Source organism: Marinomonas piezotolerans (genome assembly GCF_003362755.1).
Classification (GTDB): Bacteria; Pseudomonadota; Gammaproteobacteria; order Pseudomonadales; family Marinomonadaceae; genus Marinomonas; species Marinomonas piezotolerans.
In genome coordinates this window covers 149,567-175,683 of record NZ_QKRA01000008.1, presented here as the reverse complement: position 1 = coordinate 175,683, position 26,117 = coordinate 149,567, and the positions used below count along the sequence as shown (strand labels likewise).

Here is a 26,117-nt window from a genome sequence, read left to right as displayed (position 1 = left end):
GATCGACCTGAGTATGAGTACAGACAATAAAGCCACCGTTGCCGTAATAGATTACGGCATGGGCAACCTTCACTCAGTGGCCAAAGCCCTTGAGCATGCTGCCGATGACAATACACAGATCATTGTGACCAGCGACCCAGCCGTCATTGACGCTGCAGATAGAGTGCTACTGCCAGGCGTTGGCGCAATCCGAGATTGCGTCGGTGAAATGCACAAACAAGGCTTGGTCCCCTCCATTCGCAAAGCGATGGCGGAAAAACCTTTCTTGGCAATTTGTGTTGGCATTCAGTCTTTAATGGCACATAGCGAAGAAAACGGCGGTGTGGACTGCTTGAATCACTTTGATGGCAATGCGCTGTTTTTTGGCAACGACCACAAAGATGTTGATGGAACCAAGCTAAAAGTGCCACATATGGGTTGGAACCAAGTCACTCAAACTATAAACCACCCACTCTGGCATGGTATCGAAAATGGTGCGCGTTTCTACTTTGTTCACAGCTACTACGTGATCGCGGACAATAAAGACGAGGTAGCTGGTACGTGTCACTACGGCCATGATTTTTGTGTCGCTCTAGCGCGTGACAATGTGTTTGCGGTGCAGTTCCACCCTGAGAAGAGCCATAAAGATGGTCTTCAGTTGTATAAAAACTTCATCCACTGGGATGGCAAGCCTTAGTCCACTAAATAGGAAACTCAAATGGGATTAGCTAAACGTATTATTCCGTGCCTAGACGTGGACAATGGCCGCGTTGTTAAAGGTGTTCAATTCGTTGATATTCGCGATGCAGGCGACCCGGTTGAAGTCGCTAAACGCTACAACGAACAAGGCGCGGATGAGATTACTTTTTTAGACATTACCGCAAGCTCCGATGACCGCGAGACGACGGTACACATGGTGGAAGCCATCGCAGCCGAGGTCTTTATTCCTTTAACCGTAGGCGGCGGGATTCGCACCTGTGAAGACATTCGTCGCATGCTGAACGCTGGCGCGGACAAGGTGGGCATTAATACGGCCGCCGTATTCAACCCAGAGTTTGTACGTGAAGCGGCTGAGCGCTTTGGCTCTCAGTGCATCGTCGTGGCCATTGATGCGAAGAAAGTCAGCGCAGAAGGCGAGCCAGACAAATGGGAAATCTTTACCCATGGTGGCCGCAAGCCAACTGGCCTAGACGCTGTCGAGTGGGCCAAGAAAATGGTCGATTTAGGGGCTGGCGAGATTCTTTTAACCAGCATGGATCGCGACGGCACAAAAAATGGCTTTGATCTGGGCGTGACTCGCGCCATCAGCGAAGCCGTGCATGTGCCTGTGATCGCCTCTGGTGGGGTTGGCAATCTACAACACTTGGTTGATGGCGTTATCGAAGGCAAAGCAGACGCCGTACTCGCAGCGAGCATTTTTCACTTTGCTGAATACTCAATTCAAGAAGCGAAAGAAACCATGCACGCCGCAGGCATTGAAATGCGCTTATAAACTTCTGTCGCGATAAATCACGACCTACCATTCAGCGACCTGGTTTTCTCAACCAACGCGCACGGTAGGTCGGGCTTTAGCCCGACAAAAACACAATACACGATACTTACCACTGATAAGACAAGGTTAGTTGGTGATAACCTCCAACTTGAGGCCAGAGCCAATCTTGGTTTAGGTCATAGCCTCCGGACTCACTATTGCTATTGCTCTCTCCCGATTCGCCTGAAGACTGTGAGCTTCCATCCGGTTTAAACAACTCCCTGATCGATCTTATCGGTACGATTTGACGCCAGCTATATTGCAATTGCCAATTGTGTTTAGCATATTGCCAATCAATACTCGGTACCCACAACCACTCTGACCCTGATTGATACTCGGACGACGACTTGTCCGCCCGCGCGTCATATTTGGAATGCCAGTTCACTAGACCTAGCCCATTACCAATGATCAGTTTGGAGTGATCAAACAAGAAGGTACGCTGTGCATCCGCTCCTTGGTATGTGTAATCTAGCTGCCCTGCAAACGCTGCATAAGGCGCAACGAATACACATGCCAAAGTTTGCTCTAAGCCGCTAAGTCCCCAGTTTTTATTAGCGCATTGCACGTTGGCTGACGCTGACAACTGAAAGCTTTCTTGGCGTAGCCCAACTGACCAATTGTTTGAGTCCTTGTACCCAAGCGCATACTGGTGCAACTCGTTTTCCATGGACCAACTATCCAGCTCATTTGCCGTATCATTCTCTGAATACAAAGCACTCCCTGCAGAAACATTTGAGCGCCCGAGCGTCATATACCAAGCATCTTGTATGACAGTAGACAGCGTTACTTGAGATCCTTGATAAACTGAGTCTTGGTCTGTTTTTTGAGCATCTACCGTCACAAAACCTGATGACCAATCGTAAGTAATGCTCCCTCCTATCCTTTGCACTGCCCCAGAGTAAGTACTATAAAATTTCTTGGGTACAGCGTTCACATTCCCTTCTGCTATCGTCTTTAGCTCTTGCGCGGGTTGATCATAAAAAAATGTACCGTTTAAGAATCTATCTGACTGCCACGCTACGCTAGCTAAAAGAAGCCCTTCTTCGTTTAGTCCTATATTCACGCCGCCATCGACATCAAAAGCGCTGTAAGCGTGTTGCAAATATAATTTATTTGATTCTAAGGACGACTCATATGATAGGGACTCGGTGCTCTGTGCCAACTGAATCGCCATCTCCTCAAACACCCTTTCATAGCCAACGCACCATGTCACTTTTTCATTGCATAGTTGAACAGTAAAGTCTTGTTCTCGATAGTCGCCGTAATAGTCACGGTCATTTGCAAATCGCTCAGTGGCGTACTCCCATGCTATATGGTTAGTAAACGCCATACTTAAACGATCACTTGAACTCCCCTGTATTTCAGGGTTCAGCAAATAGGGGGCGGACTCGACTGTAGAGCCGATCATCAAACTGATTAACAATAGAAATCGTTTCATAAAAAAGGGCGTCCAGAAAATGGCCGCCCTTTGTCTCCAGAATAGGTTTTGCGATGTTAATTATCGGTTAAAGGCACTCGAACACCATCACGGAACTCTACCGCATAGCGACCATCGCGGTATTGAACCAACTTACCGACTGGTGTACCACCAACCGTTACGTAGGCACTGAAACGCTCATCGTAGGCACGCTCTTGGAAGATAATATCGAATGCACCACCGCTGTTGTCAGTAAAGTGTAGTTTGATTTCTTCTCGGTCAGCGCCTAGCTTAGCCCCCTCTCCAAGACACCAGCTAAAGTCGCCAGAAGAAGTTTGAGTTAATGAGGACTCCCTACAAACCTGGTATTCTGGATATACATCTAACCAAATAGGAAAGACTGCTTTGATTGCATCATCATTCAGAGATACAGAAGCCATGCCTTCTAGTTCTGTTCTACTAGAGTATGAAGCAGGGTTGTAATACTCATCGTCCAAGCTCAACTCTGTAATTTCAAATTTGAAGTTTTGCTCTTTTTCAACATCAGAGCTCATGGTAAACACTAAGCGATCGATGGAAGCATTTTTGTTTGATCTGACTACGTTGTAGTCTATGTAGCTAGTCGGAATCACCGTTGAACTGGATGACAAAGTCATATCGTAGGGTGTGTCATAATTAAATTCAAGGTGATAACCATTCGACAACTCGAACACCACACTATCTTGATTTATTTCCTCGTTGACTGCGTTGTAGATGGAGCTAGAGTAACACGCACTATTTGAAGACTCCCATAAAAGCTCGTGATCTTGGCTGTACTCTTTAACTACTTTGTCACAATATGAATACTCAACAACTTTTTTGAACCACTCATTGTCTGTGTGGACCTTAGTGACCTCAGCATCATCACCAAGGGAGTTCTCTACTGAGTTCAATAAGAATGCATAGTCAACGGTCGCTGTGTCGTATGACTGCCCCCATTCGGACACGTAGCTTCCCCAGGTAACAGGAATACCCTGCATCAGCGTCGAAGCGGCAGTTTCCGCAACTAATTCTAAGCTATCAGCCGTATTATCCATGGGATCAACCGGTATAAAATCGTCCACGAAGTCCACGTCTAACGCCATCTCGAATGATTTACCAAATGGGTTCGTCATGGCACCAGACAACATTAAGGAACCAAAATCCAATACAGGGAAACCATTTTCAAACGCACTTTCTGTCAACCCAAAAGACAATCTTATATCACCTTGAAACGAGCTAGGGTTCGTAGAGCTGTCTATACCAAGTACAACACCCTCTAAGCTCAAGGTCGCAGCACTATTATCATTTACATTGAATGTGACATTATCGCGCCATGATTGAATAGCTGCATCTGAGCCGAAATCAGCGTATTGCTCTAAAGTGGCCAATGAACTAGAGCCTATTGCTAAACGCACTTCAAATGATACGTCTGATTCCGATGCAAGAGACAATGTCGTCTCTCCGCTGACCATGTCTAGCGACTTAACCTCAAAGCGATCAACAGAATCAGTACCATTATTATCTTGATGACCTGCGTACTCGAAACTGAAACCATTAACAGTAACGTCATTTACTAACAGACCAGAAATGGATAAGACACCGTTAGTTTCTACTGCGGTCATGTTTGAAGTATCAACACCCTCCACATCAGCCAGCTCACTTGCGATAAACGCAGCGTAGTCCGTTACCTCATTCGTATACAGTGCATCAAACGACACTTTGATCAAACCCGCTAGGGTGTCATATAGCGCTTGTGCCTCTTGATCCGCAAATACACCATCCATATCATTGAGATAGTTTACATACGTATTATTAGATACCAATGCATCGATATAGCCTTTGGTGTTTTCTACCAGAGTCTTACCTTGAGCTATCTTGTCTGCGGTGACATCGGTGTTTGAGCCCGTGCCATCTACTCCATTACAAATGTTAAATGACTTGGTTGATCCAGCTACAAAGCCACCGCTACCATCATTTAAACCTACTGTAATGGTTTGACCACCTGCAGAACATGCTGTTGCGGAAGCTTGTGCCACTGTAAAATGTGCGCTGGCGCCGTCTTTACCGTCAGCACCATTCTGACCTGCCGCACCATTTTGGCCGTCAACGCCGTCTTTACCATCTTGTCCATTAGAACCATTTTGGCCTGCTAAACCGTCAGTTCCATTTACCCCATTACAAACATTCACAGACTGTACAATTTCATCTGCATCTAACGTATTGTTATCGTTAGTATCATTACCCCAGCTTAATTTGACACCACCCGCAGCACACTCCGAAGGACTGTCTGACGCACCAAGTGTCTGTTTGCTTACAATCGCGTTTCCGGCAACGATGTCTAAGCTGTTTGAAGAGCCATTACCGTTAGCAGAGTTTGAATTCGCTGAGACAGAGGAATCCTCTTCGCTAGAAGGTGCACAACCTGAAATAAAGATCGCTGTCGACATGGCAACAGCTAGAGAAACGCCTGTACGGCGGGGTAGCAATGAGCTCATTTTTTAATCCTTTATGTCCTAAATATCAACCTATGAGGTTACGCAGCTATCACTTTTGAACCATATCCGTGTGACAGCGATGAGGCCTTAAAACTGCGCAGTCGACAGAGACCCTCAAAAAACATTTCCATAATACTTGCGATTTATTTTCACACCACACCCAATTACATAAAGTTACAAACTTAATCGTCGTTTATGAATCTGTCATAAATGACATTTCATTGGCCTTCACGTTAGAGCAGTTCTTTTATCGCTTCAGCAATCTCTTCAGATTGGGAGTCGTGGTATAGATATTGTTTGATTTCATTGTCTTTGCCGATTAAGTAAAGGCGCGCACTGTGACTGACGGTGTAGTCACTTCCTTCACTGCTCTCGATACGATAAAACGCGCCGTACTGACGAACTACTTGATCGATCTCTTCTTTGCTACCCGTCACGCCCACAAAACTTGGATCAAAAAACTGAACGTACTGACTTAAGTGGTCCGGCGTGTCACGCATTGGATCGACACTAACAAAGATGACTTGCACCTGGTCACGCAGATTGTCAGGAAGTTGTTTCAGGGCGACTTTTACATTGGCAAGTGTCAGCGGACAGACATCTGGACAATGAGTGTAACCAAAGAACATCAGTTTCAGTTTGTCAGGATAATCACTCAATGAGACAGGGCCAGCCTTGCTGTACAAGACAAAGTCACCGCCTAATTTATCCGGTGATTGTTTAGTGTCTTTGCTAGAGGGCCCCTGTAACGCCAACAACGTCCCTGCGATAGCGAGCACTGCGAGCATGGCAAATAGAGTAACTGGCTTTAACTTCATGAAAATACCTTGTATGAGACAATATTGACGCCATTTTATACGCCCAAGGGTTAGGGTACATCTAATAAATTCTGTAATCTTTGCGCAACCGCTCTATGGTTTTCTTGCCGCCATAATCGAAGGCCGAGTACAATCGACTTAATATACTCACTTTTTTAGGAAGACTCTCCTTGACCAAATTACAGGATGCCCTGACAACTCTCGATCAGTTTATAGATCAAAGAGGTAGTCAGGCTGCGATTACTTTTCACCGCGGTGTAGAACGCGAGGCTCTGCGAGTCTCTCGCAACAGTGGTCGTATCTCTCAAGCCCCTCACCCTAAAGCGCTGGGTTCTGCATTGACTCATCCGTCCATTACGACGGATTACTCCGAAGCCTTAATGGAGTTCATTACAGGTGTACACGACTCAGTTGAAGATGTGATTGATGAACTCAGCCAAATCCACTTGTATACCAATCAAGTACTTGATTCGATGGATGAGTGCCTTTGGCCAGGTAGCATGCCATGCGCGTTAGAAAATAATGCTGAGGTGCCCATTGCGTATTTTGGTGAGTCTAATTCCGGGAAGTTGAAGCGGGTTTACCGCGAGGGGTTATCAAATCGGTATGGCCGCATTATGCAATGCATTGCAGGAATGCACTATAACTTTTCCTTCAGTGACGAGTTTTGGACGTATTGGGCCGACTTCCATCAAGTCGATATCAGCACCCCAGAAAGGCTGCAAGCATTTAAATCCGAACAATACTTTGCATTGATTCGTAATTTTCGACGCAAGTCTTGGATTCTTTCGCTTCTTTTTGGCGCCTCCCCTGCAATCGATACGACGTTCCTTGACAAAAAGCCAGCGGCTTTATCTGAATTAGGCTCCCATACGTGGGCTGGTAACGCAGCCACATCTTTGCGCATGAGTAACATCGGCTATCAAAACAAAGCGCAAGACGGTCTGTTTGTTTGTTATAACGACGTCAGCACGTATATTGATACGATTAAAGGTGCGCTTCGCACTCCTTACCCCGCTTACCAAACGATGGGGGTAAAAATTGATAATGATTACAAGCAACTGAGTCACAACATATTACAGATCGAAAATGAATATTACAGTGACATTCGTCCTAAGCGTGTTACGCAGTCTGGAGAGCACCCTAGTGCGGCATTGCAGCGACGCGGGGTAGAGTACATTGAAGTACGTATTATGGACTTGGATCCTAACTCACCGATTGGAATGCAAACGGATACCTTGTACTTTTTAGACACCTTTTTGATGTGTTGCATGCTACACGGCGATGAGAAGCTGGGCATGGAAGAGTGCCAGCAGTTGCGCAAAACGCAGCAAGAAATTGCAACCCATGGTCGAGAGCTGGACACCACGTTTGATTTTGGCTTTGGCCACATTCCACTAAAAGAGAAGGCGAATGATGTGCTATCGCACATGCAAGAAATAGCTAACTTTTTATCTAATAAAACAGGCAATCGCGCTTATGTGGACAGCGTTGCAGCACAACGACATAAACTACAGCATCCAGAAACACTGCCAGCCGCGCGTTTGTTAAAACAATGTGAAGCAGAAGGCAGCTACCAAGCGGCGATGCTTCAGGAAGGCAAACGCCAGCAACAGCAATGGCTAAAAGAACCCTTACCTGAGAAATTGACGCAGCAATTTGAACAATGGGCCATCGACTCAGTGGCCGAGCAAGAGAAAATCGAAGCAAACGATGAGGTTGACTTCGATACATTCCTTGAGCAATACATGCGCCCACAATAAATTACGTCATCCAAACAAAAAACCAGCCTAGGGAATTAGGCTGGTTTTCTTTTACTATTCAATCCATGGAAGGCGTTATAGATTCACAGGGATCTCGTCTGGACGCTCCAGCGCGAGCCAGTCCGCTAGCTTGTTGCGCAATTCATCCACCCCTTCTCCATTTAAACCTGAAAAAGTCTGCGCAGAAGCATCGACGCCACGAGCCTTCATTTCCTTTTGAATTTTTAACATTGTGGATTTTGCTGGACCACGCTTCAATTTGTCTGACTTCGTCAGTAAAGCATGCACTTTCACACTATTACCTGCCGCCCACTCAAGCATCATTTCATCAAATTCTTTAAGTGGGTGACGAATATCCATCACCAACACCACTCCCACTAGAGAGCGGCGGTTCATTAAGTAATCCTGCATGTGCGCTTGCCAATTTTGCTTCATTGCAACCGGCACTTTGGCAAACCCATAACCGGGCAAGTCAACTAAGCGACGATCTTCAACATTGGTACCGAAGCAGTTTATTAACTGTGTGCGCCCTGGCGTTTTGGATGTACGCGCCAATTTACGTTGACCTGCAAGCGTATTTAATGCGGTAGATTTACCGGCATTGGAGCGACCAGCGAAAGCCACTTCAAGGCCTTGATCCAAAGGGCACTGGGAAAGTTTTTCAGCGCTTTTAATAAAGTACGCTGATTGAAAAATCGAGTCGAATGGCGTCATAGATTGATATCAGTCAATGGGTATTTGTATCGCGTTATCGTTTTTTGCACAGTTGTATATAATGCGAGCCTCTATGCTGACGAGCTCCATTGGGCTGTGCCCTATTTGTTGGGCTAAGCATAACAGAAAACAAACAGCTTTTATGCCAGAAAACACATGTTCATCATCTTTGAAGAAAGAACGCCAGGGGCAGCGAATGAAAAAAGTTCTTATCGGTTTATTAATCGCGGTTGGAGCGACGTCCGTTGCGATCGCTCAGGGTAACCCAGAGGCAGGAAAACCTCTCTCGGCGGTCTGTGGCGCATGTCATGGCGCAGACGGCAACAGTGTCGCACCAACTTGGCCAAAGCTTGCAGGTCAAAGCGAACAGTACCTTTTAAAGCAAATGCTAGACATTAAATCTGGTCAACGTAACGTGGCGCAAATGACAGGACTTTTAACCAACCTGTCTGAGCAAAACCTGAGTGACATCGCTGCGTATTTTGCGAATCAGACCACAGCTATCGGACAAGCCAACCCTACTCTTGTCGAAGCTGGCAAAGCACTTTATCGGTCGGGCAATCCAAATACTGGCGTTCCAGCATGCATGGCATGCCATGGCCCCGCCGGGCAAGGTCTTAATTCCGCAGCGTTTCCAAAGCTAAGCGGTCAGCACGCTGACTACACAGCAGCTCAGCTAAAGCTGTTTCAATCTGGCGAGCGCAATAACGATGCTTCGAGCATCATGCAGAACATAGCATTCAAGATGAACGATCGCGAAATCGAAGCCGTATCAAGCTATATTCAAGGTCTACATTGATCACACCTTGCACCGGTTACATTAAAAATCCCCCTACATGGGGGATTTTTAATGTCAAAAAAGGCTAAACTAGCAGGAACACACGAACTTTTTGTTATGGTAGCCATCTCAATGATGATCCATAACACATGGATGCTATTTCATGTTATTTTTTAGGAGTATCTAATGAGAAAACTGTTTTCCGCGTTAATCTTAGCGTTTTTGTTGCCATTAAGCGGGGCTTGGGCACAGGACTACAGCGATGGCAACGGCTACACAACCATCAAAAATCCAGTTCGCACTGCTAACCCTGATAAAATCGAAGTCGTAGAGATTTTCTGGTTTGGTTGTCCACATTGCTACGCGCTAGAGCCTTTCACTCAGGCTTGGAAAAAGAATGTAGCGCCTGACGTCGAATTTTCCTACATGCCAGCGGTATTTGGTCGTAATTGGCTCGCTCATGCTAAAGCATTTCATGTTGCCTCGTTATTAGGCATTGAAGAGAAAGTACACACTGATTTGTTTAATGCGATCCATCAGGATGGCAAGCGCCTAAACAATGAAGATGACTTAGCCGAGTTCTTCACGCAATATGGCGTATCAGAAGATGAGTTCCGCAAACAATTCAACTCGTTTGCTGTAAACAGTCGCTTATCTCAAGCCGATGCTAAAATAAGAGGATATGGCGCTCGTGGCGTACCTGGAATTGTAGTAAATGGTAAATACCTAGTGACAGCAGCGACGGCTGGTGGCAATAATCGTATATACTCTGTTGTAGATTTTTTAATTGAAAAAGAGCGTCAGGCTAAATAACACCATAACTAGGACAAACCAATGGATTCAACTCAGGAAAAGCTAGTCGAATCGTTACGTAAAGCCCTGTCTCGAGTCAGTATGCTGGCAGAGGGCAATAATCCTGAGTTGGACGCCATCCTTCAAAACATTCGCGCAAACCTATCAAAAGCGGATGACCCAAGAGTTGTACAAAGTGCGCTCAAAACCATTGAACCTTATATTTTAAAATTCGATGATGAACGTTTAGAGCGCGCCCAAGCCTTTCGAAATGCGCTACATGAAATGATGGATTCACTAGAGGGGTTACCTGACAAACAGCTCCCCTTAAGCGAAAAAAAGGCACTTGAAGCCGATATTCGTGCGCACTGGCAATCCGTTTCAAACTGGCCAAGTTTATTGGCCAAAACAACCATTTTAATACAAACAACGCTGGCCAGCCCGCCTAAAGAACCAAAGAAAAATATATTCACACGCATCCTAGGTGGACGTAAAGCAGGCAAACAGTCAGACGGTCCAACTAGCCCCGAAATTATGGCTCATGTTAGCCATACGTTGGCAGGGTTGTTAACAAACATTGCCCTGTCAGACGAATACGAAGAGCAAATACTCGACTTAAAAAACGCATTAACAGGCAATCAAGATCTCAATCAGCTTCCAGGACTACTTGACGAAGTCATCAACCTCATTCTGATTGCAGTTGGCAAAACACAAGAGGACCTTACCAGCTATCTCAGTCAACTAAATAAACAGCTAGCCAGCATCAATGCTTCCATTGTCAACAATTACAAGGTCCAGAAAAACATTAGTACTGGACGCAAAAGTTTTGGTGATGAACTAAAACAGCATGTCGTCAATACCCATTCCGATGTCAACAATGCAACCGATTTAGATGCACTCAAGAGCTTGATCAGTGACCGCATGAATACAATCACTGAGACGATGACACGCTACCAAAGCAAAATGATCGAACAAGAAAAACATGCTGCTCAGTCCATTTCTTTGCTTAGAAGCAAAGTCAATCGCATGGAAAAAGACGCTTCCTCTTTACGTAATGACATCCAACAAAAAATTGCTCAAGCGATGTCAGATACGTTAACGGGCCTACCTAATCGAGCAGCTTACCAAGATGCAATTTTTCCACTGCTGACGGCCGCCTCACAAAGTAAGCAGCCTTTATGTATGGCTATTTGCGATATCGACTACTTTAAAATGATTAACGATAACTGGGGGCATTTAGCCGGTGACAAAGTTCTGAGAATCATTCCACAACAAATGCAAAACACTCTCAAATCAGGCCATTTGCTGTTTCGCTATGGTGGCGAAGAGTTTGTGATCTTGTTTCCCATGTCAACGATAGATCAAGCGTACGAAACCTGCCAAAAAATCCGTCAAGCAATTGAAGTCACTCCATTCAATATGAACGGCGAACCGGTCTCCATCACCATCTCAATTGGGGTAAGCTTGTTCGATGGCAAAGAAAGTCACGATGAACTTTTCGATCGAGCAGATAAAAACCTTTACCAAGCGAAAGCTGATGGACGAAACACAGTAATTCGAGATATTTAACGTGCTTTATCGTGCAACTCGTCATCAGTCGCGGTTACAATACTCAGCAATTTCAAGAGCAATCCCTGTGTCATCGCCATTAGAAGGTGTATAGGAAAAAGATTTTATGCAAGACGACAACAACACCACGCACTTCGGCTTTAAAGAGATCCCTACCGACAAAAAAGAAGACGCCGTAGCGGGCGTATTTCATTCGGTTGCAGCCAAATACGACATTATGAACGATCTTATGTCAGGTGGCATTCACCGCCTTTGGAAACGTCATACCATCAGTCAATCGGGCGTTAGAACGGGACAGACCGTTTTAGATATAGCAGGTGGCACGGGCGATTTAACGATGAAATTCTCTCGACTTGTGGGGAAAGACGGTCAAGTTATCCTAGCGGACATCAATGACTCTATGCTCAAAGTTGGCCGAGACAAGCTTGCAAACAAAGGTGTTGTTGGCAACGTGCGTTGTGTACAAGCCAATGCGGAAGAGCTGCCATTCCCTGACAATACATTCGACTGTATCACAATCGCTTTTGGTCTTCGTAACGTAACCAATCAGTCTAAAGCTCTGGCGTCTATGTTACGAGTACTCAAACCTGGCGGCCGCTTACTGGTGCTCGAATTCTCGAAGCCAGAATCCGAATGTTTAAGCCAGGCTTATGATCAATATTCATTTCGCCTACTCCCTTTTATGGGCAAGTTAATTGCCAATGATTCCGAGAGCTACCGCTATTTAGCCGAATCTATTCGCATGCACCCTAATCAAGAAACTCTGAAAGGAATGATGGAAGACGTTGGATTTGAACGCGTCTCCTACCAAAACATGACTGGCGGCATTGTCGCTCTACATAAAGGATTTAAGTTCTAATCATGTGGAAAAGCGCGACTCGCTCCATCCGAATTGCTTTAACCGTCTTACGCTATCGCCTCGATGCCTTTATACCGTTGCATCTGTTACCTTGGTATTTGAAGTATACACTTGGCCTCTTCCTAAGAATTGGGCGTGATCGGGCACTAAAAAATCGCGGCGAACGCTTACGTCTCGCACTCGAATCTCTAGGCCCAATATTTGTTAAGTTTGGTCAGATTTTATCAACGCGGCGCGATCTATTGCCCGATGACATTGCAAATGAGTTGGCTCGCTTACAAGATCGAGTCCCCCCATTTCCTGGGGAAGTGGCAACTAAAATCATCGAAAAAGAGCTGGGCTCCTCAGTAAACGATATATTTGCCGCATTCGATAAAACCCCTCTTGCGTCGGCCTCCATTGCACAAGTACACACCGCCACTCTAAAGACAGGTGAAGATGTAGTCGTCAAAGTGATTCGACCTAACATCGAAAAGACGATTCGCCAAGATATCGGCTTACTGTATATGCTTGCCCATTTTATTGCGAAAATTAGCGCAGACGGCAAGCGTTTACGCCCAGTCGAAGTCGTCACCGATTATGAATACACCATATTAGATGAACTGGATTTAGCAAAGGAAGCCGCAAACACTGGCTTATTGCAACGCAATTTTACCGATTCGAAATTGCTGTATGTCCCTGATATTTATTGGGATTACAGTCATCGAAACGTGATGGTGATGGAACGAATATCCGGCATTCCAGTCGCAGATATTGCCGCTCTTAATGCTAAGAACGTCAATATGAAAGTACTCGCCGAGCGCGGTGTGGAGATTTTCTTTACACAGGTTTTCTCGCATAGTTTTTTCCACGCGGACATGCACCCCGGAAACATCTTTGTTGATGCAAGAGATCCAGAAAACCCAAAATATATCGCCATTGATTGTGCCATTATGGGTAGCCTTGATGACGCCGACAAAAACTACCTAGCAAGAAATTTACTGGCGTTTTTCAAGCGCGATTATCGTCTGGTGGCAGAGCTACATGTTGAGAGTGGCTGGGTGCCTAAAGGTACGCCAGTACACGCTTTTGAATCTGCCATCCGCAGCGTCTGCGAACCAATGTTTGCAAAGCCGCTGAAAGACATTTCATTCGGACAAGTACTACTAGGTCTATTCCAAACTGCTCGACGCTTCAATATGGAAGTGCAACCTCAGCTTGTCTTACTTGAGAAAACGTTACTCAACATAGAAGGACTAGGTCGCCAACTTTACCCTGACTTAGATCTTTGGGTGACGGCAAAACCTTTCTTAGAGCGCTGGATGAGTGAGCAAGTAGGTCCTCGTAGATTATTCGAAGAAGTGAAAAAACAGGCGCCAGATTGGGCGGCTCACTTGCCTCAGATTCCTAACTTAGTCTTTTCAACAATGACTCACGTCGCTAAACAAGAACAGCGCATGCAAGAGCAAACTGACGCTATCCTAGAGCTGCGCAAAGAGCTTAAGCGCTCACGCAAGAATCTACCTTTTAAAATACTCGGCATATTTGCTATGGGTGCAGCTTGGTTAACCACCGACTCCATTGCTCTAGAGCACCTCGCAAAGGCCGATATATTGAGTTTAGCCCTATTTTTGGCAGGGATTTACCTGCTAGTATTAAAACCGTAATAATTGAGAGACTATAATGAACAACGATGTTTTGGCGCAATTAGCCACTACGTTAGCAGAACGCAAAGCTGCCTCACCTGACTCATCTTATGTTGCCAGTTTACATGCAAAAGGTCTCAATAAGATTTTAGAAAAAGTAGGTGAAGAAAGCGTCGAAACGATTATCGCAGCCAAGGACTCCGTCCATTCAGGCGATAAACAAGACGTAATCTATGAAACGGCAGACCTTTGGTTCCACACGCTAGTCATGCTGTCTCATCTTGATCTAGAACCTCAAGATATTCTTGATGAGTTAGCACGTCGATTTAACTTGTCTGGCTTAGAAGAAAAAGCCAATCGTACAAAGTAGGAGTACTACACATGGGTGGCATCAGTATTTGGCAACTATTAATTGTCTTAGCCATATTAATTTTGATCTTCGGCACTAAAAAACTAAAGAGCCTTGGCTCTGATTTAGGCGGTGCAGTTAAAGGCTTTAAAGAAGCCGTAAATAACGAAGATGACCAAACAAAAGATAATCAAGATCAAGCGAAGATTATCGACAATGACACTAAAAAAGACGACAAGAGCGCTTAATCTGTGTTCGACATTGGCTTTTCTGAATTACTCGTTGTATTTGTTGTTGGACTGTTGATTCTTGGCCCAGAAAGATTACCTATGGCAGCTAAGACAGCAGGGTTGTGGGTAAGAAAAATACGTCGCAGCATTCAATCAGTACAGCGAGAAATCAATGCGCAACTGGATCAAGAAGAACTACAGCGCTCTATCAAAGAAACAAATGAGCGCATAATGCGAGAGACAACGGACTTTGCAAAGCAAACTGAGTCGCCTTCCGATAACAAGCAGTCAAGCAGCACACCTACCGCAGACCCGACAACAGAAAAGCCTAAATCATCTGATGCCGAAACAACAAAACAGCCATCTGATGACATTCAGTCCCGCGCGTAGACGTACATGGAATTGCCGTAATGAGTGAAGAACAAACGTCCCAACAAGCCCCCTTAGTTGCTCATCTGATCGAATTAAGAAATCGCTTATTGAAGTCAATTTTGGTGGTGCTAATCTTATTTGGTGGGATGTATCCATTTGCCAATGAGCTATATCTCTTTATTTCTGAGCCATTACGCTTATTGCTTCCAGAAGGAAGCTCTCTTATTGCCACAGAAGTAGCGTCTCCTTTTTTAGCGCCTCTAAAGTTAACCTTTGCGCTGTCGGTCTTGATTGGTGTTCCATATATTCTGTATCAAGCGTGGTCATTCATCGCGCCGGCGTTGTACAAAGAAGAAAAAGGGATCGCTATCCCCCTACTCATTTCCAGCGTACTGCTATTCTACTTCGGCGTCGCATTTGCCTACTTTGTCGTACTGCCGCTCATTTTTGGCTTCTTCACCTCCGTAGGACCAGGTGAAGTCACCGTTATGACAGACATTAACAATTATCTAAACTTTGTGTTAAAGCTGTTTTTTGCTTTTGGCGTAACCTTTGAAATACCTGTTGCCACGTATCTTCTAATCAAAGCTGGCGTTACAACAGTTGCCACATTATCTAAAAAACGTCCCTATGTGTTTTTAGGCTGCTTTGTTGTAGGTATGCTGATCACCCCTCCTGACATCTTCTCGCAAACACTGCTAGCCATTCCAATGTGGCTGTTATTTGAAGTGGGGTTGATTGCTGGCCGGACGGTGCCTGTAGAGGAAGAAATCGAAGAAGAGAGCGAAGCTAAACAGGCTTAACCCTAGCACTCAAAAACTTTGCTAATCACACTGCATGACCCTTCACCAATGATTACTCCAACATAAACGTAACGGGGCCATCATTGGTGAACTCTACTTTCATATCCGCCCCAAAGCAGCCTGTCTCGACTTTATTGTATTGAGCTTTCACTTTTCCCACAAAGTCATTAAACAAGCGCTCCGCCTCATCAGGTATTGCAGCAGTAGAAAAACCTGGACGCAGTCCTTTCTTAGTTTCTGCAGCCAACGTAAATTGAGAAATTAATAACACCCCGCCCGCAACTTGCTGAACATTCAGGTTCATTTTGCCTTCGACATCGCTAAACATTCGGTATTTAAGTAGCTTATCAGCAAGGCGTTGCGTGTCCGCTTCGGTATCACCCTTTTCAATTCCAACCAGAACGACTTGCCCATGGTCAATCTCTCCGACCACCTCACCTTCAACGACCACTCTCGCAGCTAAGGATCTCTGTACCAATACTTTCACAATACCCCCACCGAACTTGATTTGTATGACTCAAATTTCAGACAAAATAAAAGCGCCCGAAGGCGCTTTTATTCCGCTCAAGACCTAACGGTCTATTTGCTGCTGCTCTATTACTTACGACCAGCGCGTTTACGCTCGTTTTCAGTCAACAACTTCTTACGAATACGAATGCTTTCTGGTGTGACTTCTACCAGCTCATCATCTTCGATAAATTCAAGCGCTTGCTCTAGAGTGTGACGAATCGGTGGTGTTAGCGTCAAGGCTTCGTCTGTACCAGATGCACGAACGTTTGTCAGCTGCTTACCTTTTACAGGGTTAACAGACAGATCGTTGTCACGTGAGTGAATACCAATAACCTGACCTTCGTACACTTCAACCGCATGACCTAGGAACATACGACCACGGCTTTGCAAGTTAAACAATGCGTAAGCAGCTGTTTTACCTGTTAGCATGCTGATCAATACACCATTTTGACGGCTCGTTACATCGCCATCTTTCACAGGACCGTAATGATCGAATACGCTAGTCATGATACCAGAACCCGATGTCAGGGTTAGGAACAAACCGCGGAAACCAATCAGGCCACGAGAAGGGGCAATAAACTCTAAACGCACACGCCCTTTACCGTCTGGCTCCATGTTTGTTAGCTCAGCTTTACGTAGACCAAGCTCTTCCATGATAGAGCCTTGATGCTGCTCTTCTACATCGATCACTACTTGCTCGAATGGCTCTTGAATTTTGCCATCAACTTCTTTTTGAACAACTTCTGGACGAGACACACCAAGCTCAAAGCCTTCACGACGCATGTTCTCAATCAATACAGACAAATGAAGCTCGCCACGACCTGACACGATGAATTTATCTGGGGTGTCACCTTGGCGCACGCGCAACGCAACGTTGTGAATCAGCTCTTGATCTAGACGATCTTTGATATTACGTGACGTAACGAACTTACCTTCTTTACCCGCAAAAGGAGAATCGTTAACCATAAACGTCATGCTTACCGTAGGCTCATCAACCGTCAGCGCAGGCAATGCTTCGACACACTCTGGGTTACACAATGTATCCGAGATACTCAAACCATCGATACCATTAATACAAACGATATCACCAGCAGCCGCTTGGTCAGTATCAACACGTTGAAGGCCGTGGTAGCCCTTAACATTTAGGACTTTACCCTTGCGCTCATTACCATCGCGCGACTTAACAACAACCTGCTGATTTGGAGACAACTTACCGCGTGTGATACGACCGATACCAATTACGCCCACATACGGGTCGTAATCCAAAGCAGATACCTGCATTTGGAACGGCGCTTCTGGATCTACATCTGGCGCAGGCACGTTATCAACGATCATTTGATACAGAGGCTCCATGGTCTCTGCCATCGCTTCAGGGTCATTTCCTGCTATACCGTTAATCGCAGATGCGTAAATGACAGGAAAATCTAGCTGCTCTTCTGTTGCACCTAATGAATCAAATAGATCAAATACTTGATCCATAACCCAATCAGGGCGAGAGCCTGGACGGTCGATCTTGTTAATTACAACGATAGGACGCAAACCACGCTCAAATGCTTTCGAAGTTACGAAGCGTGTTTGAGGCATTGGACCGTCCACTGCATCAACCAACAACAAAACAGAGTCAACCATCGACAAAACGCGCTCTACTTCGCCACCGAAGTCTGCGTGTCCAGGTGTGTCAACGATATTGATGCGGTAATCATTCCATTTGATTGCGGTGTTTTTCGCAAGGATGGTAATGCCACGCTCTTTCTCTTGATCATTTGAGTCCATGATGCGCTCTGAACCCATTTCTTTACGGTCCAAAGTGCCTGACTGGCTCAATAGCTGATCGACAAGTGTCGTTTTGCCATGGTCAACGTGCGCGATGATCGCGACGTTACGTAACTTACTGATATCATTAGACATTAAAATTTCTCTGCATTAAGCGACATTGAATGAGGCCACCAAGACTAGCGGGATTCGGTACGCTATATGCCGCCTCGATTCTTCATTCGGGGTAAAATTCGCGCAATTGTACCCTTATCTTTGTGAACTTCCTATGAAGTTCCCGAAAAAAGACGAAAAAAGTCCCCCATTCAAGGATTGCTCAACCTGTTCCGTTATCAATTTTTGGGCCGTGTCACTTGGCGCCAAAACTGCTGAGCTAGGCCTTCCATCTTTTCTGACAAAACAAACAGTTCATCACAGGCGCCAGAGTTATCACGACATTTTTCGACAATGCCAGCGCTGACAGTAACAGCGTTAGCAATGCGTTGATTTATCTGAATGGGTGTTTCAGGTGGCTATAGAAAAAGGGAAAAGCGCACTCATCCAAGCGCGCCATCTTGGTGCAAAAATAACTAAGGCAAGTAAACCCCAACATTTTGATAGCCTTTTGACATCAAATGAGAAGCATGAATTCGACTCATCACGCCTTTACCACAGTATAATAGGTAGTCTTTACCTTGCTCTAAATCCGGCCACTTTGTCCCCAACGTAAAAAATGGCACATTCATCACTGGGCGACCCGAGACTTTAACTGGATGGCGTTCAGCTTCATCGGGGTGGCGAATATCAACAATGATCTCATCACCGACTGGCATACGCACTACAGGCACATCACCTTGATACTGCTGGTCAACATCTTTTATGACATCTTGAATCGACATGACACGCGCGGTATCAACAGCACGCTGCAGAACATCAAAGTCAAACTTTGCCTCTTCTCGTTCAACCCGATGCATTTTCGCTCGAGTTGTTGGCTTGACAGAGATCACACCACAGAATTCGGGCATACTCGCGGCAAACGGCGCGGTGCCAATCGCTTTTGCTGTATCGATAATTTCTTGTTTGTTACTGGTCACCAATGGACGTAAAACAAGTTCGTCGGTGACCGCATCTATAACTTTAAGATTGACTAACGTTTGACTTGAGACTTGCGCAATACTTTCCCCAGTCACCAGCGCTTTCGCACTGACACCTTCCATTACTTGGGACGCAGCACGCAACATCATGCGCTTAAGCACCACACCCATCTCAGCATTATCAACGTTATTCAAAATCTCGCCGACTACCTCCTCAAATGGGATTGTTATGAATTTTACGCCAAGCGCTGATCCATATTTACTCCATAAGAAATGCGATACTTGTTTTACACCGATCTCATGGGCATCCCCACCTAAATTGAAAAAGCAGAAATGCGTTTTCAATCCACGACTCATGGTCATATAGGAACTTACAGTCGAATCATAACCACCTGAAATTAGCGATAGTACCGAATCCTGAGAGCCCAGCGGATAACCACCCAACCCTTCAACGCGTTGCTCAATAATCCAAACGCGGTCATCGCGAATATCAATGGGGACCAGCACTTCAGGGTTTTTCAAGCGCACTGCCAGCGCACCACTTTGGGCCTTAAGACATCCGCCAATATAGCGCTCCGCTTCGACAGATGTGAAGTCATGTGCTCCTACACGCTTAACACGCACCGCAAATACTGCCCCTTTCAAGATGTCAGCATAGGACGCCATGGCTTCTGTAACAATGCCGTCCAAGTCAGTAAGGGGAAACTCACGAACGTATTGAAAATGCGCGATACCCGCTATGTTTGATAATGATTCAGTGAACTCAGAACGTTTTTCATCACATTCAGATAAGACCTCTATGAAGTCCCAATTCCCTGCAACCTTCACATTGTCATCATGCTCACGTAACACAAGACGAATATTGTGACGAAGTTGCTTTACAAATGCCTTGCGTACAGGGCGGCTTTTAATGGTGATTTCAGGGAAGAATTTGACGATGAATTTCATTGGGTGTGTGATTTTCGTACAGTTGTATTTAAAGGGGGCACAGTATAAAGCAATCTCATACGAAACCAACCCCAAACAATCGCACCACAACTGAACACAAAGCCATGCAATCGCACCATTTGGATGCAATATTTTATTTTCGTCGGGTTTTTATTGTGCGTAATTTAGTATTTTTAATAACGGTAAGTCGCAAATAATTGAATTTATTGGGTTTTTAGGCATGCCCAAAATTCTGGCACAGGATATGCTTTATAACCTGACAATTGCGCTTCATCTTGAAGCAGAACTCATGTTCCGAAAGACATTTCGACTAAACAAAACTGGAGAACCATTATGTCAAACAAGACTCTTAGTTTGATTGCTGAACACGACGTAAAGTGGATCGACCTTCGCTTTACAGACTTCAAAGGTAAAGAACAGCACGTAACCATTCCTGCTGCGGGCATTGATGAAGAATTCTTCGAAAACGGTCAAATGTTTGATGGTTCTTCTATCGCTGGCTGGAAAGGTATCAACGAGTCTGACATGATCATGATGCCTCAAGATGACACAGCGATCCTTGACGTGTTCACTGAAGATTCAACGATCATTTTACGTTGTAACATCATCGAGCCTGCAACAATGCAAGGTTACGACCGTGACCCACGCTCTGTCGCATTGCGCGCTGAAGAGTTCCTGAAATCAACAGGTATGGGTGACACAGCATTCTTTGGTCCTGAGCCAGAATTCTTCATCTTTGACGATGTTAAATGGCACGCAGACATGTCTGGCTGTGGCGTAGAGATCAACTCTGAAGAAGCTGCTTGGTCAACAAACAAGTCTTTCGAAGGCGGCAACACTGGACACCGTCCACGTGTTAAAGGCGGCTACTTCCCTGTACCACCAGTTGATTCTCACCACGAGATCCGTACAGCAATGTGTACAGCTATCGAAGCGATGGGCCAAGAAGTTGAAGTACACCACCACGAAGTTGCGACTGCAGGTCAAAACGAAATCGGTGTTAAATTCAACACTCTAGTTAAGAAAGCTGACGAAGTTCAGGTAATGAAGTACTGCGTACACAACGTTGCTCACGCATACGGCAAAACAGCTACTTTCATGCCTAAGCCAATCGTTGGTGATAACGGTTCTGGTATGCACGTTCACCAGTCTTTCTGGAAAGACGGCGAAAACCAGTTCGCTGGCGACAAGTACGCTGGTCTATCTGATATGGCTCTTTACTACATCGGCGGTATCATCAAGCACGCTAAAGCAATCAACGCTTTCGCAAACGCTTCTACGAACTCTTACAAGCGTCTTGTTCCAGGTTTTGAAGCACCAGTTATGCTTGCATACTCTGCACGTAACCGTTCTGCATCTATCCGTATTCCATACGTTGCATCTCCTAAAGGTAAGCGTATTGAAGCACGTTTCGCAGATCCGACCGCTAACCCATACCTATGTTTCGCAGCAATGTTGATGGCAGGTATCGACGGTATCAAGAACAAGATCCACCCTGGCGATGCAGCAGACAAAGACCTTTACGACCTTCCTGCTGAAGAGGCACTTGCGATCCCAACGGTTGCTGGCAGCCTAGAAGAAGCATTGAAATGCCTAGACGAAGACCGCGCATTCCTAACAGAAGGTGGCGTATTCTCTGATGACATGATTGATGCTTACATCGCACTTAAGTCTGAAGAAGTTGAACTAGTAAACATGACAACTCATCCAATCGAGTTCGATCTTTACTACAGCGTTTAATCGCTTAACACTCGTGCAGTGTAAACGAAAGCCCCGACCTTAGTTGGGGCTTTTTTTTGCCCCAAACTTAGACATCTGAAAAACACTGCACCAAAATAGAACACAGATATCTTTCAATTACCTGCGCAACCTAGAGATTACGCGTAGTTAAAAACGCCCAATGTTGGTTCGTATTTTGCAACAACGAAAATGCCACTCATCATTGAGAGTCGCACCCTGAGTCAAAATGGATGTCGTCGTTCTTTTCAAATAAATAAAGAGGCACTTTAGAGTGTACAGTTTGCTAATAGATCATTTATCCACTGCGGTGCTTCAGCTTAATCGAGAGCTCTGTATTGAGTACCTCAACCCCTCAGCAGAAATGATGCTAGAAGTAAGCCGTCGCCGCATATACGGCCAAGATCTGAACGCCGCTTTCTGTGAAAACAGTGAAAGCCGTGACGCACTGCTGGCAGCCATTGAATCAGGCCATGCTTTTACCAAACGAGAAGCGGAAATCACACTCACTACCGGTAAAACGATTCTATGTGATTACAATGTCACACCCGTTATGGGCGCTTTAAACCGAACCGATACACTCCTAATTGAACTTCATCCACGAGATCGGATGAAACGCATCTCTCAAGAAGACGAATTGATTGCCAACCATCAAACCAGTAAAGAATTAATCCGTGGCTTAGCACACGAAATAAAGAATCCTCTCGGAGGCATTCGTGGAGCTGCGCAACTCATTAGCCGTGTGTTTAACGATGAAGGCCTCAAAGATTATACCCAAGTGATTATTGAGGAGTCTGACCGTCTAAGAGATTTAGTAGATCGCTTGCTGGGGCCTCGCCAACTGCCTCAGTACCGCCCCTTGAACGTTCACAAAGTGATTGAGCGTGTGAACCAACTGATATCTGTTGAATCCGAAGGGCATATTTCACTCATTCGGGATTACGATCCCAGTATTCCTGATGTTGTCGGTGATGAAGCCCAGCTTATCCAAGCCGTATTAAATGTCATGCGCAATGCTATGCAAGCTTTACTGTCACAAACGGATAATAACGACAAAAGTATCAGCGTCACGACGCGCACACTGCGTCAGTTCACCATCGGCGCAAAGCGACACAAACTGGTGTGTCGTATTGGCATCACTGACAATGGTCCCGGTATTCCAGACAACATTATGAAAACGCTCTTTTATCCGATGGTAAGCGGTCGCGCAGATGGCACAGGGCTAGGACTTTCAATTGCCCAATCTGTCATACATCAACACCAAGGCATCATCGAATGTAAGAGCCAGCCACAGCATACTGAATTTAATATCCTAATACCGATCGAACCGACGGTAACAGGCTAGGAGGAACACATGACACAACAAGAAACAGTCTGGGTCGTCGATGATGACCGCTCAATCCGTTGGGTATTGGAAAAGACGTTAGAACAAGAAGGCATTAACTGCCGCCTGTTTGACTCGGCCGAAGCGCTAGCGAATATGATCGGAAAAGAAGAACCGACCGTCATTATCAGTGATATACGCATGCCTGGAATGGATGGCCTGACGTTGCTTAACAAACTGCAAGAGGATCACCCCTACATACCGGTGATTATAATGACAGCTCATTCCGATTTAGAAAGTGCCGTGGCCTCCTACCAAGGCGGCGCATTTGAATACTTGCCTAAACCTTTTGATGTCGAAGAAGCGGTTAGTCTCATCAAACGCGCCATTCTACATCATAAAAAGTCCAAACCAGATGCTGTAGTCGAGGCTATTGAACCGATTGAGCAAAAAGAAATCATTGGTGAAGCCCCTGCAATGCAGGAGGTTTTTCGAGCCATCGGACGATTAGCAAATTCAAACATCACTGTACTGATCAATGGTGAATCCGGAACGGGTAAAGAACTGGTGGCTCAGGCACTTCACCGCCATAGCCCTAGGGCCAGCAACCCCTTTATTGCGCTAAATATGGCCGCCATCCCTCACGACCTCATTGAATCAGAACTATTCGGACATGAGAAAGGCGCTTTCACAGGAGCAAATACTCAGCGTCGCGGGCGTTTTGAGCAAGCCAACGGCGGAACGCTATTTCTCGATGAAATAGGCGATATGCCAGCGGAAACCCAAACCCGTTTACTACGTGTGTTAGCTGATGGCGAGTTTTATCGTGTTGGCGGCCACACCCCTGTCAAAGTGGATGTTCGTATTATCGCTGCGACTCACCAAAATTTGGAGGGATTAGTCGAAAAAGGATCATTCCGTGAGGACTTATTCCACCGCTTAAATGTTATTCGTATCCACTTGCCGAAACTGGCAGAGCGTCGTGAAGACATCCCAAAACTTGCTCGCCATTTCTTGAGTCTAGCTGCAGAAGAACTCGCGGTAGAGCCTAAGCTACTTACCAAGGAAACTGAAAGCTACCTTAGCAGACTCGATTGGCCAGGTAATGTTCGTCAGTTAGAAAACACTTGTCGTTGGTTGATCGTGATGGCATCAGGGCGGGAAGTATTAATAGAGGATTTACCGCCCGAATTACTCAACGTCACACCTTCAGAGCGACCATTTGGCTCTTGGGAAGACTCGCTCAAAAATTGGGTCGATAGCGCACTTGCCAGCGGACAAAAAGGCATCCTTGAACAAGCAGTGCCAAAATTCGAGCGTATTATGATAGAAACAGCCTTAGCGCACACGGCTGGTCGTCGTCGCGATGCATCATTATTGCTAGGCTGGGGGAGAAATACCCTGACACGAAAAATTAAAGAGTTGGGAATCGATAACAACGACAGCGATGATTAAAACAATTCGCCAAAAAAATGATACATAGCAATCAGATTTGCTATGTATCATGCAAATTGGTGTTTTTTTATTCGAAATTCTTGCGTTTGTAACTACTATCCACTAAAAATAGCCTTTAATTAAAGAATCATTTAACAAGGGCATAAACATGTATCCAACTCTTGAGTCGATGGGCGTTAACAGCTTCGACAATATCGAAAAATATACGCTTCGCTATGAAGGCGGCTTCGATGTTCTGAAGATATATTACCGTCGTGAAAAAGGCTCATTACTACCAAAAAGCAAGAAGTTTAAGTTTGGTCGTGCAACACGCACGGTTCTTTCTGACGGCGGTCAACAACAATACCGCGAAATTAGAGAGCCATCTCTGATTGTGCTTCGCGCAGTAGACGAACTGTCATCGTTGCTTGGCCAAGAGCATGAAGACAAACTGACAAAAGAAGATCTTGTCAAAGAGCTTGAGCACCTTGAGCGCGTTGTTGCTAATAAAGTTGCTGAATTAAAAGAGAAGATCGAAAAACTCTCTTAATTTCCTCAAAACGGTCATAGCTCTCTATGGCCGTTTTTCTTGTAAAACAGTAAACTCCGCTGACACTTTTTCACGGGGCTTATTATGCTAATCACTTCAAATACCTCCGAAATTGCCCAAATTATCCGCAATGGCGGCGTTGTGGCCTACCCAACAGAAGCAGTCTGGGGTTTAGGCTGTGATCCATATAACGAACTCGCTGTGCAGCGAATCTTAGCGATGAAATCACGCCCAGTCGAAAAAGGCTTAATACTCGTCGTCGGATCCGCTGATCAACTTTCACCTTGGCAACCAACATTAACGCCAGAGCAGTTTGAACGACTAACCTCTAAAACCGATCATCCAACATCTTGGGTTGTGCCAGATCAGACAATCACACCAGAATGGGTTAGAGGCGCGCATCAAAGTGTCGCCATTCGCTTGAGCCTCCACCACCCTGTTGAAGCCTTATGCCAAGCCTATCAAGGTGCTATCGTATCCACCTCTGCTAACCCTTCTGGGCTAGAGCCAGCAAAATCCAAAGACGAAGTAATTGCTTACTTCAATGAAAAAATTGATGCCATATACGACGAAAGTTTAGGTACTCAAAGTAAACCCTCACATGTGCTGGACTTAATTACAGGGCAACAATTTCGCGCATAAAAAAGCCGAGG

At 45.4% G+C, this 26,117-nt stretch carries 24 protein-coding genes; 17 read left to right on the top strand and 7 right to left on the bottom strand.

What is annotated here, in order from left to right:
• Nucleotides 1-13 precede the first annotated feature (13 nt).
• Nucleotides 14-676: an imidazole glycerol phosphate synthase subunit HisH gene (gene hisH, locus DN730_RS15415; RefSeq protein ID WP_115469041.1), complete on the top strand. Its 663-nt coding sequence runs from the start codon at nt 14-16 to the stop codon at nt 674-676.
• Nucleotides 677-697: 21 nt separating this feature from the next.
• Nucleotides 698-1,471 (top strand): imidazole glycerol phosphate synthase subunit HisF, encoded by a 774-nt coding sequence (gene hisF, locus DN730_RS15410; protein WP_115469040.1) that lies wholly within the window; start codon nt 698-700, stop codon nt 1,469-1,471.
• 106 nt (nt 1,472-1,577) lie between these two features.
• On the opposite strand, the gene DN730_RS15405 is transcribed toward hisF, so the two are convergent.
• The 3 genes from DN730_RS15405 to DN730_RS15395 all read right to left on the bottom strand — a co-directional run bounded on the left by DN730_RS15405 (nt 1,578) and on the right by DN730_RS15395 (nt 6,261).
• Nucleotides 1,578-2,948, bottom strand: a complete 1,371-nt coding sequence (locus tag DN730_RS15405; RefSeq protein ID WP_115469039.1) for a hypothetical protein — start codon at nt 2,946-2,948, stop codon at nt 1,578-1,580.
• 56 nt (nt 2,949-3,004) lie between these two features.
• The gene (locus DN730_RS15400) at nt 3,005-5,443 is read right to left on the bottom strand and encodes a DUF7151 family protein (protein ID WP_115469038.1); all 2,439 of its coding nucleotides are present in this window, start codon (nt 5,441-5,443) and stop codon (nt 3,005-3,007) included.
• Nucleotides 5,444-5,676: 233 nt separating this feature from the next.
• On the bottom strand, nt 5,677-6,261 hold the full coding sequence (locus DN730_RS15395) for an SCO family protein (RefSeq protein WP_115469037.1): 585 nt from the start codon (nt 6,259-6,261) through the stop codon (nt 5,677-5,679).
• A 170-nt stretch (nt 6,262-6,431) separates the two neighbouring features.
• Between DN730_RS15395 and gshA the strand changes: the two genes are divergently transcribed.
• Complete coding sequence (gene gshA / locus DN730_RS15390; RefSeq protein ID WP_115469036.1) at nt 6,432-8,024, top strand: glutamate--cysteine ligase; 1,593 nt, start codon at nt 6,432-6,434, stop codon at nt 8,022-8,024.
• A gap of 75 nt (nt 8,025-8,099) precedes the next feature.
• On the opposite strand, the gene yihA is transcribed toward gshA, so the two are convergent.
• Nucleotides 8,100-8,738 carry a ribosome biogenesis GTP-binding protein YihA/YsxC gene (gene yihA, locus DN730_RS15385; protein ID WP_115469035.1) on the bottom strand — a complete coding sequence of 213 codons (639 nt, stop codon included), beginning with the start codon at nt 8,736-8,738 and terminating at the stop codon, nt 8,100-8,102.
• Between the two features lie 196 nt (nt 8,739-8,934).
• Here yihA and DN730_RS15380 point away from each other — a divergent pair, with 196 nt between their 5' ends.
• The 9 genes from DN730_RS15380 to tatC all read left to right on the top strand — a co-directional run bounded on the left by DN730_RS15380 (nt 8,935) and on the right by tatC (nt 16,115).
• Nucleotides 8,935-9,537 carry a c-type cytochrome gene (locus DN730_RS15380; protein ID WP_115469066.1) on the top strand — a complete coding sequence of 201 codons (603 nt, stop codon included), beginning with the start codon at nt 8,935-8,937 and terminating at the stop codon, nt 9,535-9,537.
• A gap of 165 nt (nt 9,538-9,702) precedes the next feature.
• Nucleotides 9,703-10,329, top strand: coding sequence for a thiol:disulfide interchange protein DsbA/DsbL (locus DN730_RS15375; protein WP_115469034.1), 627 nt, complete (start codon nt 9,703-9,705; stop codon nt 10,327-10,329).
• A gap of 21 nt (nt 10,330-10,350) precedes the next feature.
• A complete protein-coding gene (locus tag DN730_RS15370) occupies nt 10,351-11,877 on the top strand; it encodes a GGDEF domain-containing protein (protein WP_115469033.1) in 1,527 nt (508 codons plus the stop codon).
• A gap of 106 nt (nt 11,878-11,983) precedes the next feature.
• The gene (ubiE, locus tag DN730_RS15365; RefSeq protein WP_115469032.1) at nt 11,984-12,736 is read left to right on the top strand and encodes a bifunctional demethylmenaquinone methyltransferase/2-methoxy-6-polyprenyl-1,4-benzoquinol methylase UbiE; all 753 of its coding nucleotides are present in this window, start codon (nt 11,984-11,986) and stop codon (nt 12,734-12,736) included.
• A 2-nt stretch (nt 12,737-12,738) separates the two neighbouring features.
• Nucleotides 12,739-14,382 (top strand): ubiquinone biosynthesis regulatory protein kinase UbiB, encoded by a 1,644-nt coding sequence (gene ubiB, locus DN730_RS15360; RefSeq protein ID WP_115469031.1) that lies wholly within the window; start codon nt 12,739-12,741, stop codon nt 14,380-14,382.
• A 16-nt stretch (nt 14,383-14,398) separates the two neighbouring features.
• Nucleotides 14,399-14,731: a phosphoribosyl-ATP diphosphatase gene (locus tag DN730_RS15355; RefSeq protein ID WP_115469030.1), complete on the top strand. Its 333-nt coding sequence runs from the start codon at nt 14,399-14,401 to the stop codon at nt 14,729-14,731.
• 11 nt (nt 14,732-14,742) lie between these two features.
• Complete coding sequence (gene tatA / locus DN730_RS15350; protein ID WP_115469029.1) at nt 14,743-14,958, top strand: Sec-independent protein translocase subunit TatA; 216 nt, start codon at nt 14,743-14,745, stop codon at nt 14,956-14,958.
• Between the two features lie 3 nt (nt 14,959-14,961).
• Nucleotides 14,962-15,330: a Sec-independent protein translocase protein TatB gene (gene tatB, locus DN730_RS15345; protein WP_115469028.1), complete on the top strand. Its 369-nt coding sequence runs from the start codon at nt 14,962-14,964 to the stop codon at nt 15,328-15,330.
• 20 nt (nt 15,331-15,350) lie between these two features.
• On the top strand, nt 15,351-16,115 hold the full coding sequence (gene tatC / locus DN730_RS15340) for a twin-arginine translocase subunit TatC (protein ID WP_115469027.1): 765 nt from the start codon (nt 15,351-15,353) through the stop codon (nt 16,113-16,115).
• 52 nt (nt 16,116-16,167) lie between these two features.
• Here tatC and dtd read toward each other — a convergent pair whose 3' ends face one another.
• The 3 genes from dtd to thiI all read right to left on the bottom strand — a co-directional run bounded on the left by dtd (nt 16,168) and on the right by thiI (nt 20,419).
• Nucleotides 16,168-16,602 (bottom strand): D-aminoacyl-tRNA deacylase, encoded by a 435-nt coding sequence (gene dtd / locus DN730_RS15335; protein ID WP_115469026.1) that lies wholly within the window; start codon nt 16,600-16,602, stop codon nt 16,168-16,170.
• 110 nt (nt 16,603-16,712) lie between these two features.
• Complete coding sequence (gene typA / locus DN730_RS15330) at nt 16,713-18,533, bottom strand: translational GTPase TypA (protein WP_115469025.1); 1,821 nt, start codon at nt 18,531-18,533, stop codon at nt 16,713-16,715.
• 434 nt (nt 18,534-18,967) lie between these two features.
• Nucleotides 18,968-20,419, bottom strand: coding sequence for a tRNA uracil 4-sulfurtransferase ThiI (gene thiI, locus DN730_RS15325; RefSeq protein WP_115469024.1), 1,452 nt, complete (start codon nt 20,417-20,419; stop codon nt 18,968-18,970).
• A 333-nt stretch (nt 20,420-20,752) separates the two neighbouring features.
• Between thiI and glnA the strand changes: the two genes are divergently transcribed.
• From glnA to tsaC, 5 genes are all read left to right on the top strand, one after another.
• The gene (glnA, locus tag DN730_RS15320; protein WP_115469023.1) at nt 20,753-22,159 is read left to right on the top strand and encodes a glutamate--ammonia ligase; all 1,407 of its coding nucleotides are present in this window, start codon (nt 20,753-20,755) and stop codon (nt 22,157-22,159) included.
• A gap of 271 nt (nt 22,160-22,430) precedes the next feature.
• Nucleotides 22,431-23,501, top strand: a complete 1,071-nt coding sequence (gene glnL / locus DN730_RS15315; protein WP_115469022.1) for a nitrogen regulation protein NR(II) — start codon at nt 22,431-22,433, stop codon at nt 23,499-23,501.
• A 9-nt stretch (nt 23,502-23,510) separates the two neighbouring features.
• Nucleotides 23,511-24,935 carry a nitrogen regulation protein NR(I) gene (gene ntrC / locus DN730_RS15310; RefSeq protein WP_115469021.1) on the top strand — a complete coding sequence of 475 codons (1,425 nt, stop codon included), beginning with the start codon at nt 23,511-23,513 and terminating at the stop codon, nt 24,933-24,935.
• A 148-nt stretch (nt 24,936-25,083) separates the two neighbouring features.
• Nucleotides 25,084-25,464 carry a DUF3461 family protein gene (locus DN730_RS15305; protein ID WP_115469020.1) on the top strand — a complete coding sequence of 127 codons (381 nt, stop codon included), beginning with the start codon at nt 25,084-25,086 and terminating at the stop codon, nt 25,462-25,464.
• Between the two features lie 84 nt (nt 25,465-25,548).
• Entirely contained in the window at nt 25,549-26,106 is a 558-nt protein-coding gene (gene tsaC, locus DN730_RS15300; RefSeq protein ID WP_115469019.1) for an L-threonylcarbamoyladenylate synthase type 1 TsaC, read from the top strand.
• The last annotated feature ends 11 nt before the right edge of the window (nt 26,107-26,117 follow it).

Excerpts from the sequence above, each read along its gene's own strand:
- hisH (WP_115469041.1), top strand. The coding sequence starts at position 14 with ATGAGTACAGACAATAAAGCCACCGTTGCCGTAATAGATTACGGCATG.
- hisF (WP_115469040.1), top strand. The coding sequence starts at position 698 with ATGGGATTAGCTAAACGTATTATTCCGTGCCTAGACGTGGACAATGGC.
- DN730_RS15405 (WP_115469039.1), bottom strand. The coding sequence starts at position 2,948 with ATGAAACGATTTCTATTGTTAATCAGTTTGATGATCGGCTCTACAGTC.
- DN730_RS15400 (WP_115469038.1), bottom strand. The coding sequence starts at position 5,443 with ATGAGCTCATTGCTACCCCGCCGTACAGGCGTTTCTCTAGCTGTTGCC.
- DN730_RS15395 (WP_115469037.1), bottom strand. The coding sequence starts at position 6,261 with ATGAAGTTAAAGCCAGTTACTCTATTTGCCATGCTCGCAGTGCTCGCT.
- yihA (WP_115469035.1), bottom strand. The coding sequence starts at position 8,738 with ATGACGCCATTCGACTCGATTTTTCAATCAGCGTACTTTATTAAAAGC.
- DN730_RS15380 (WP_115469066.1), top strand. The coding sequence starts at position 8,935 with ATGAAAAAAGTTCTTATCGGTTTATTAATCGCGGTTGGAGCGACGTCC.
- DN730_RS15375 (WP_115469034.1), top strand. The coding sequence starts at position 9,703 with ATGAGAAAACTGTTTTCCGCGTTAATCTTAGCGTTTTTGTTGCCATTA.
- DN730_RS15370 (WP_115469033.1), top strand. The coding sequence starts at position 10,351 with ATGGATTCAACTCAGGAAAAGCTAGTCGAATCGTTACGTAAAGCCCTG.
- ubiE (WP_115469032.1), top strand. The coding sequence starts at position 11,984 with ATGCAAGACGACAACAACACCACGCACTTCGGCTTTAAAGAGATCCCT.
- ubiB (WP_115469031.1), top strand. The coding sequence starts at position 12,739 with ATGTGGAAAAGCGCGACTCGCTCCATCCGAATTGCTTTAACCGTCTTA.
- DN730_RS15355 (WP_115469030.1), top strand. The coding sequence starts at position 14,399 with ATGAACAACGATGTTTTGGCGCAATTAGCCACTACGTTAGCAGAACGC.
- tatA (WP_115469029.1), top strand. The coding sequence starts at position 14,743 with ATGGGTGGCATCAGTATTTGGCAACTATTAATTGTCTTAGCCATATTA.
- tatC (WP_115469027.1), top strand. The coding sequence starts at position 15,351 with ATGAGTGAAGAACAAACGTCCCAACAAGCCCCCTTAGTTGCTCATCTG.
- typA (WP_115469025.1), bottom strand. The coding sequence starts at position 18,533 with ATGTCTAATGATATCAGTAAGTTACGTAACGTCGCGATCATCGCGCAC.
- thiI (WP_115469024.1), bottom strand. The coding sequence starts at position 20,419 with ATGAAATTCATCGTCAAATTCTTCCCTGAAATCACCATTAAAAGCCGC.
- glnA (WP_115469023.1), top strand. The coding sequence starts at position 20,753 with ATGTCAAACAAGACTCTTAGTTTGATTGCTGAACACGACGTAAAGTGG.
- ntrC (WP_115469021.1), top strand. The coding sequence starts at position 23,511 with ATGACACAACAAGAAACAGTCTGGGTCGTCGATGATGACCGCTCAATC.
- DN730_RS15305 (WP_115469020.1), top strand. The coding sequence starts at position 25,084 with ATGTATCCAACTCTTGAGTCGATGGGCGTTAACAGCTTCGACAATATC.
- tsaC (WP_115469019.1), top strand. The coding sequence starts at position 25,549 with ATGCTAATCACTTCAAATACCTCCGAAATTGCCCAAATTATCCGCAAT.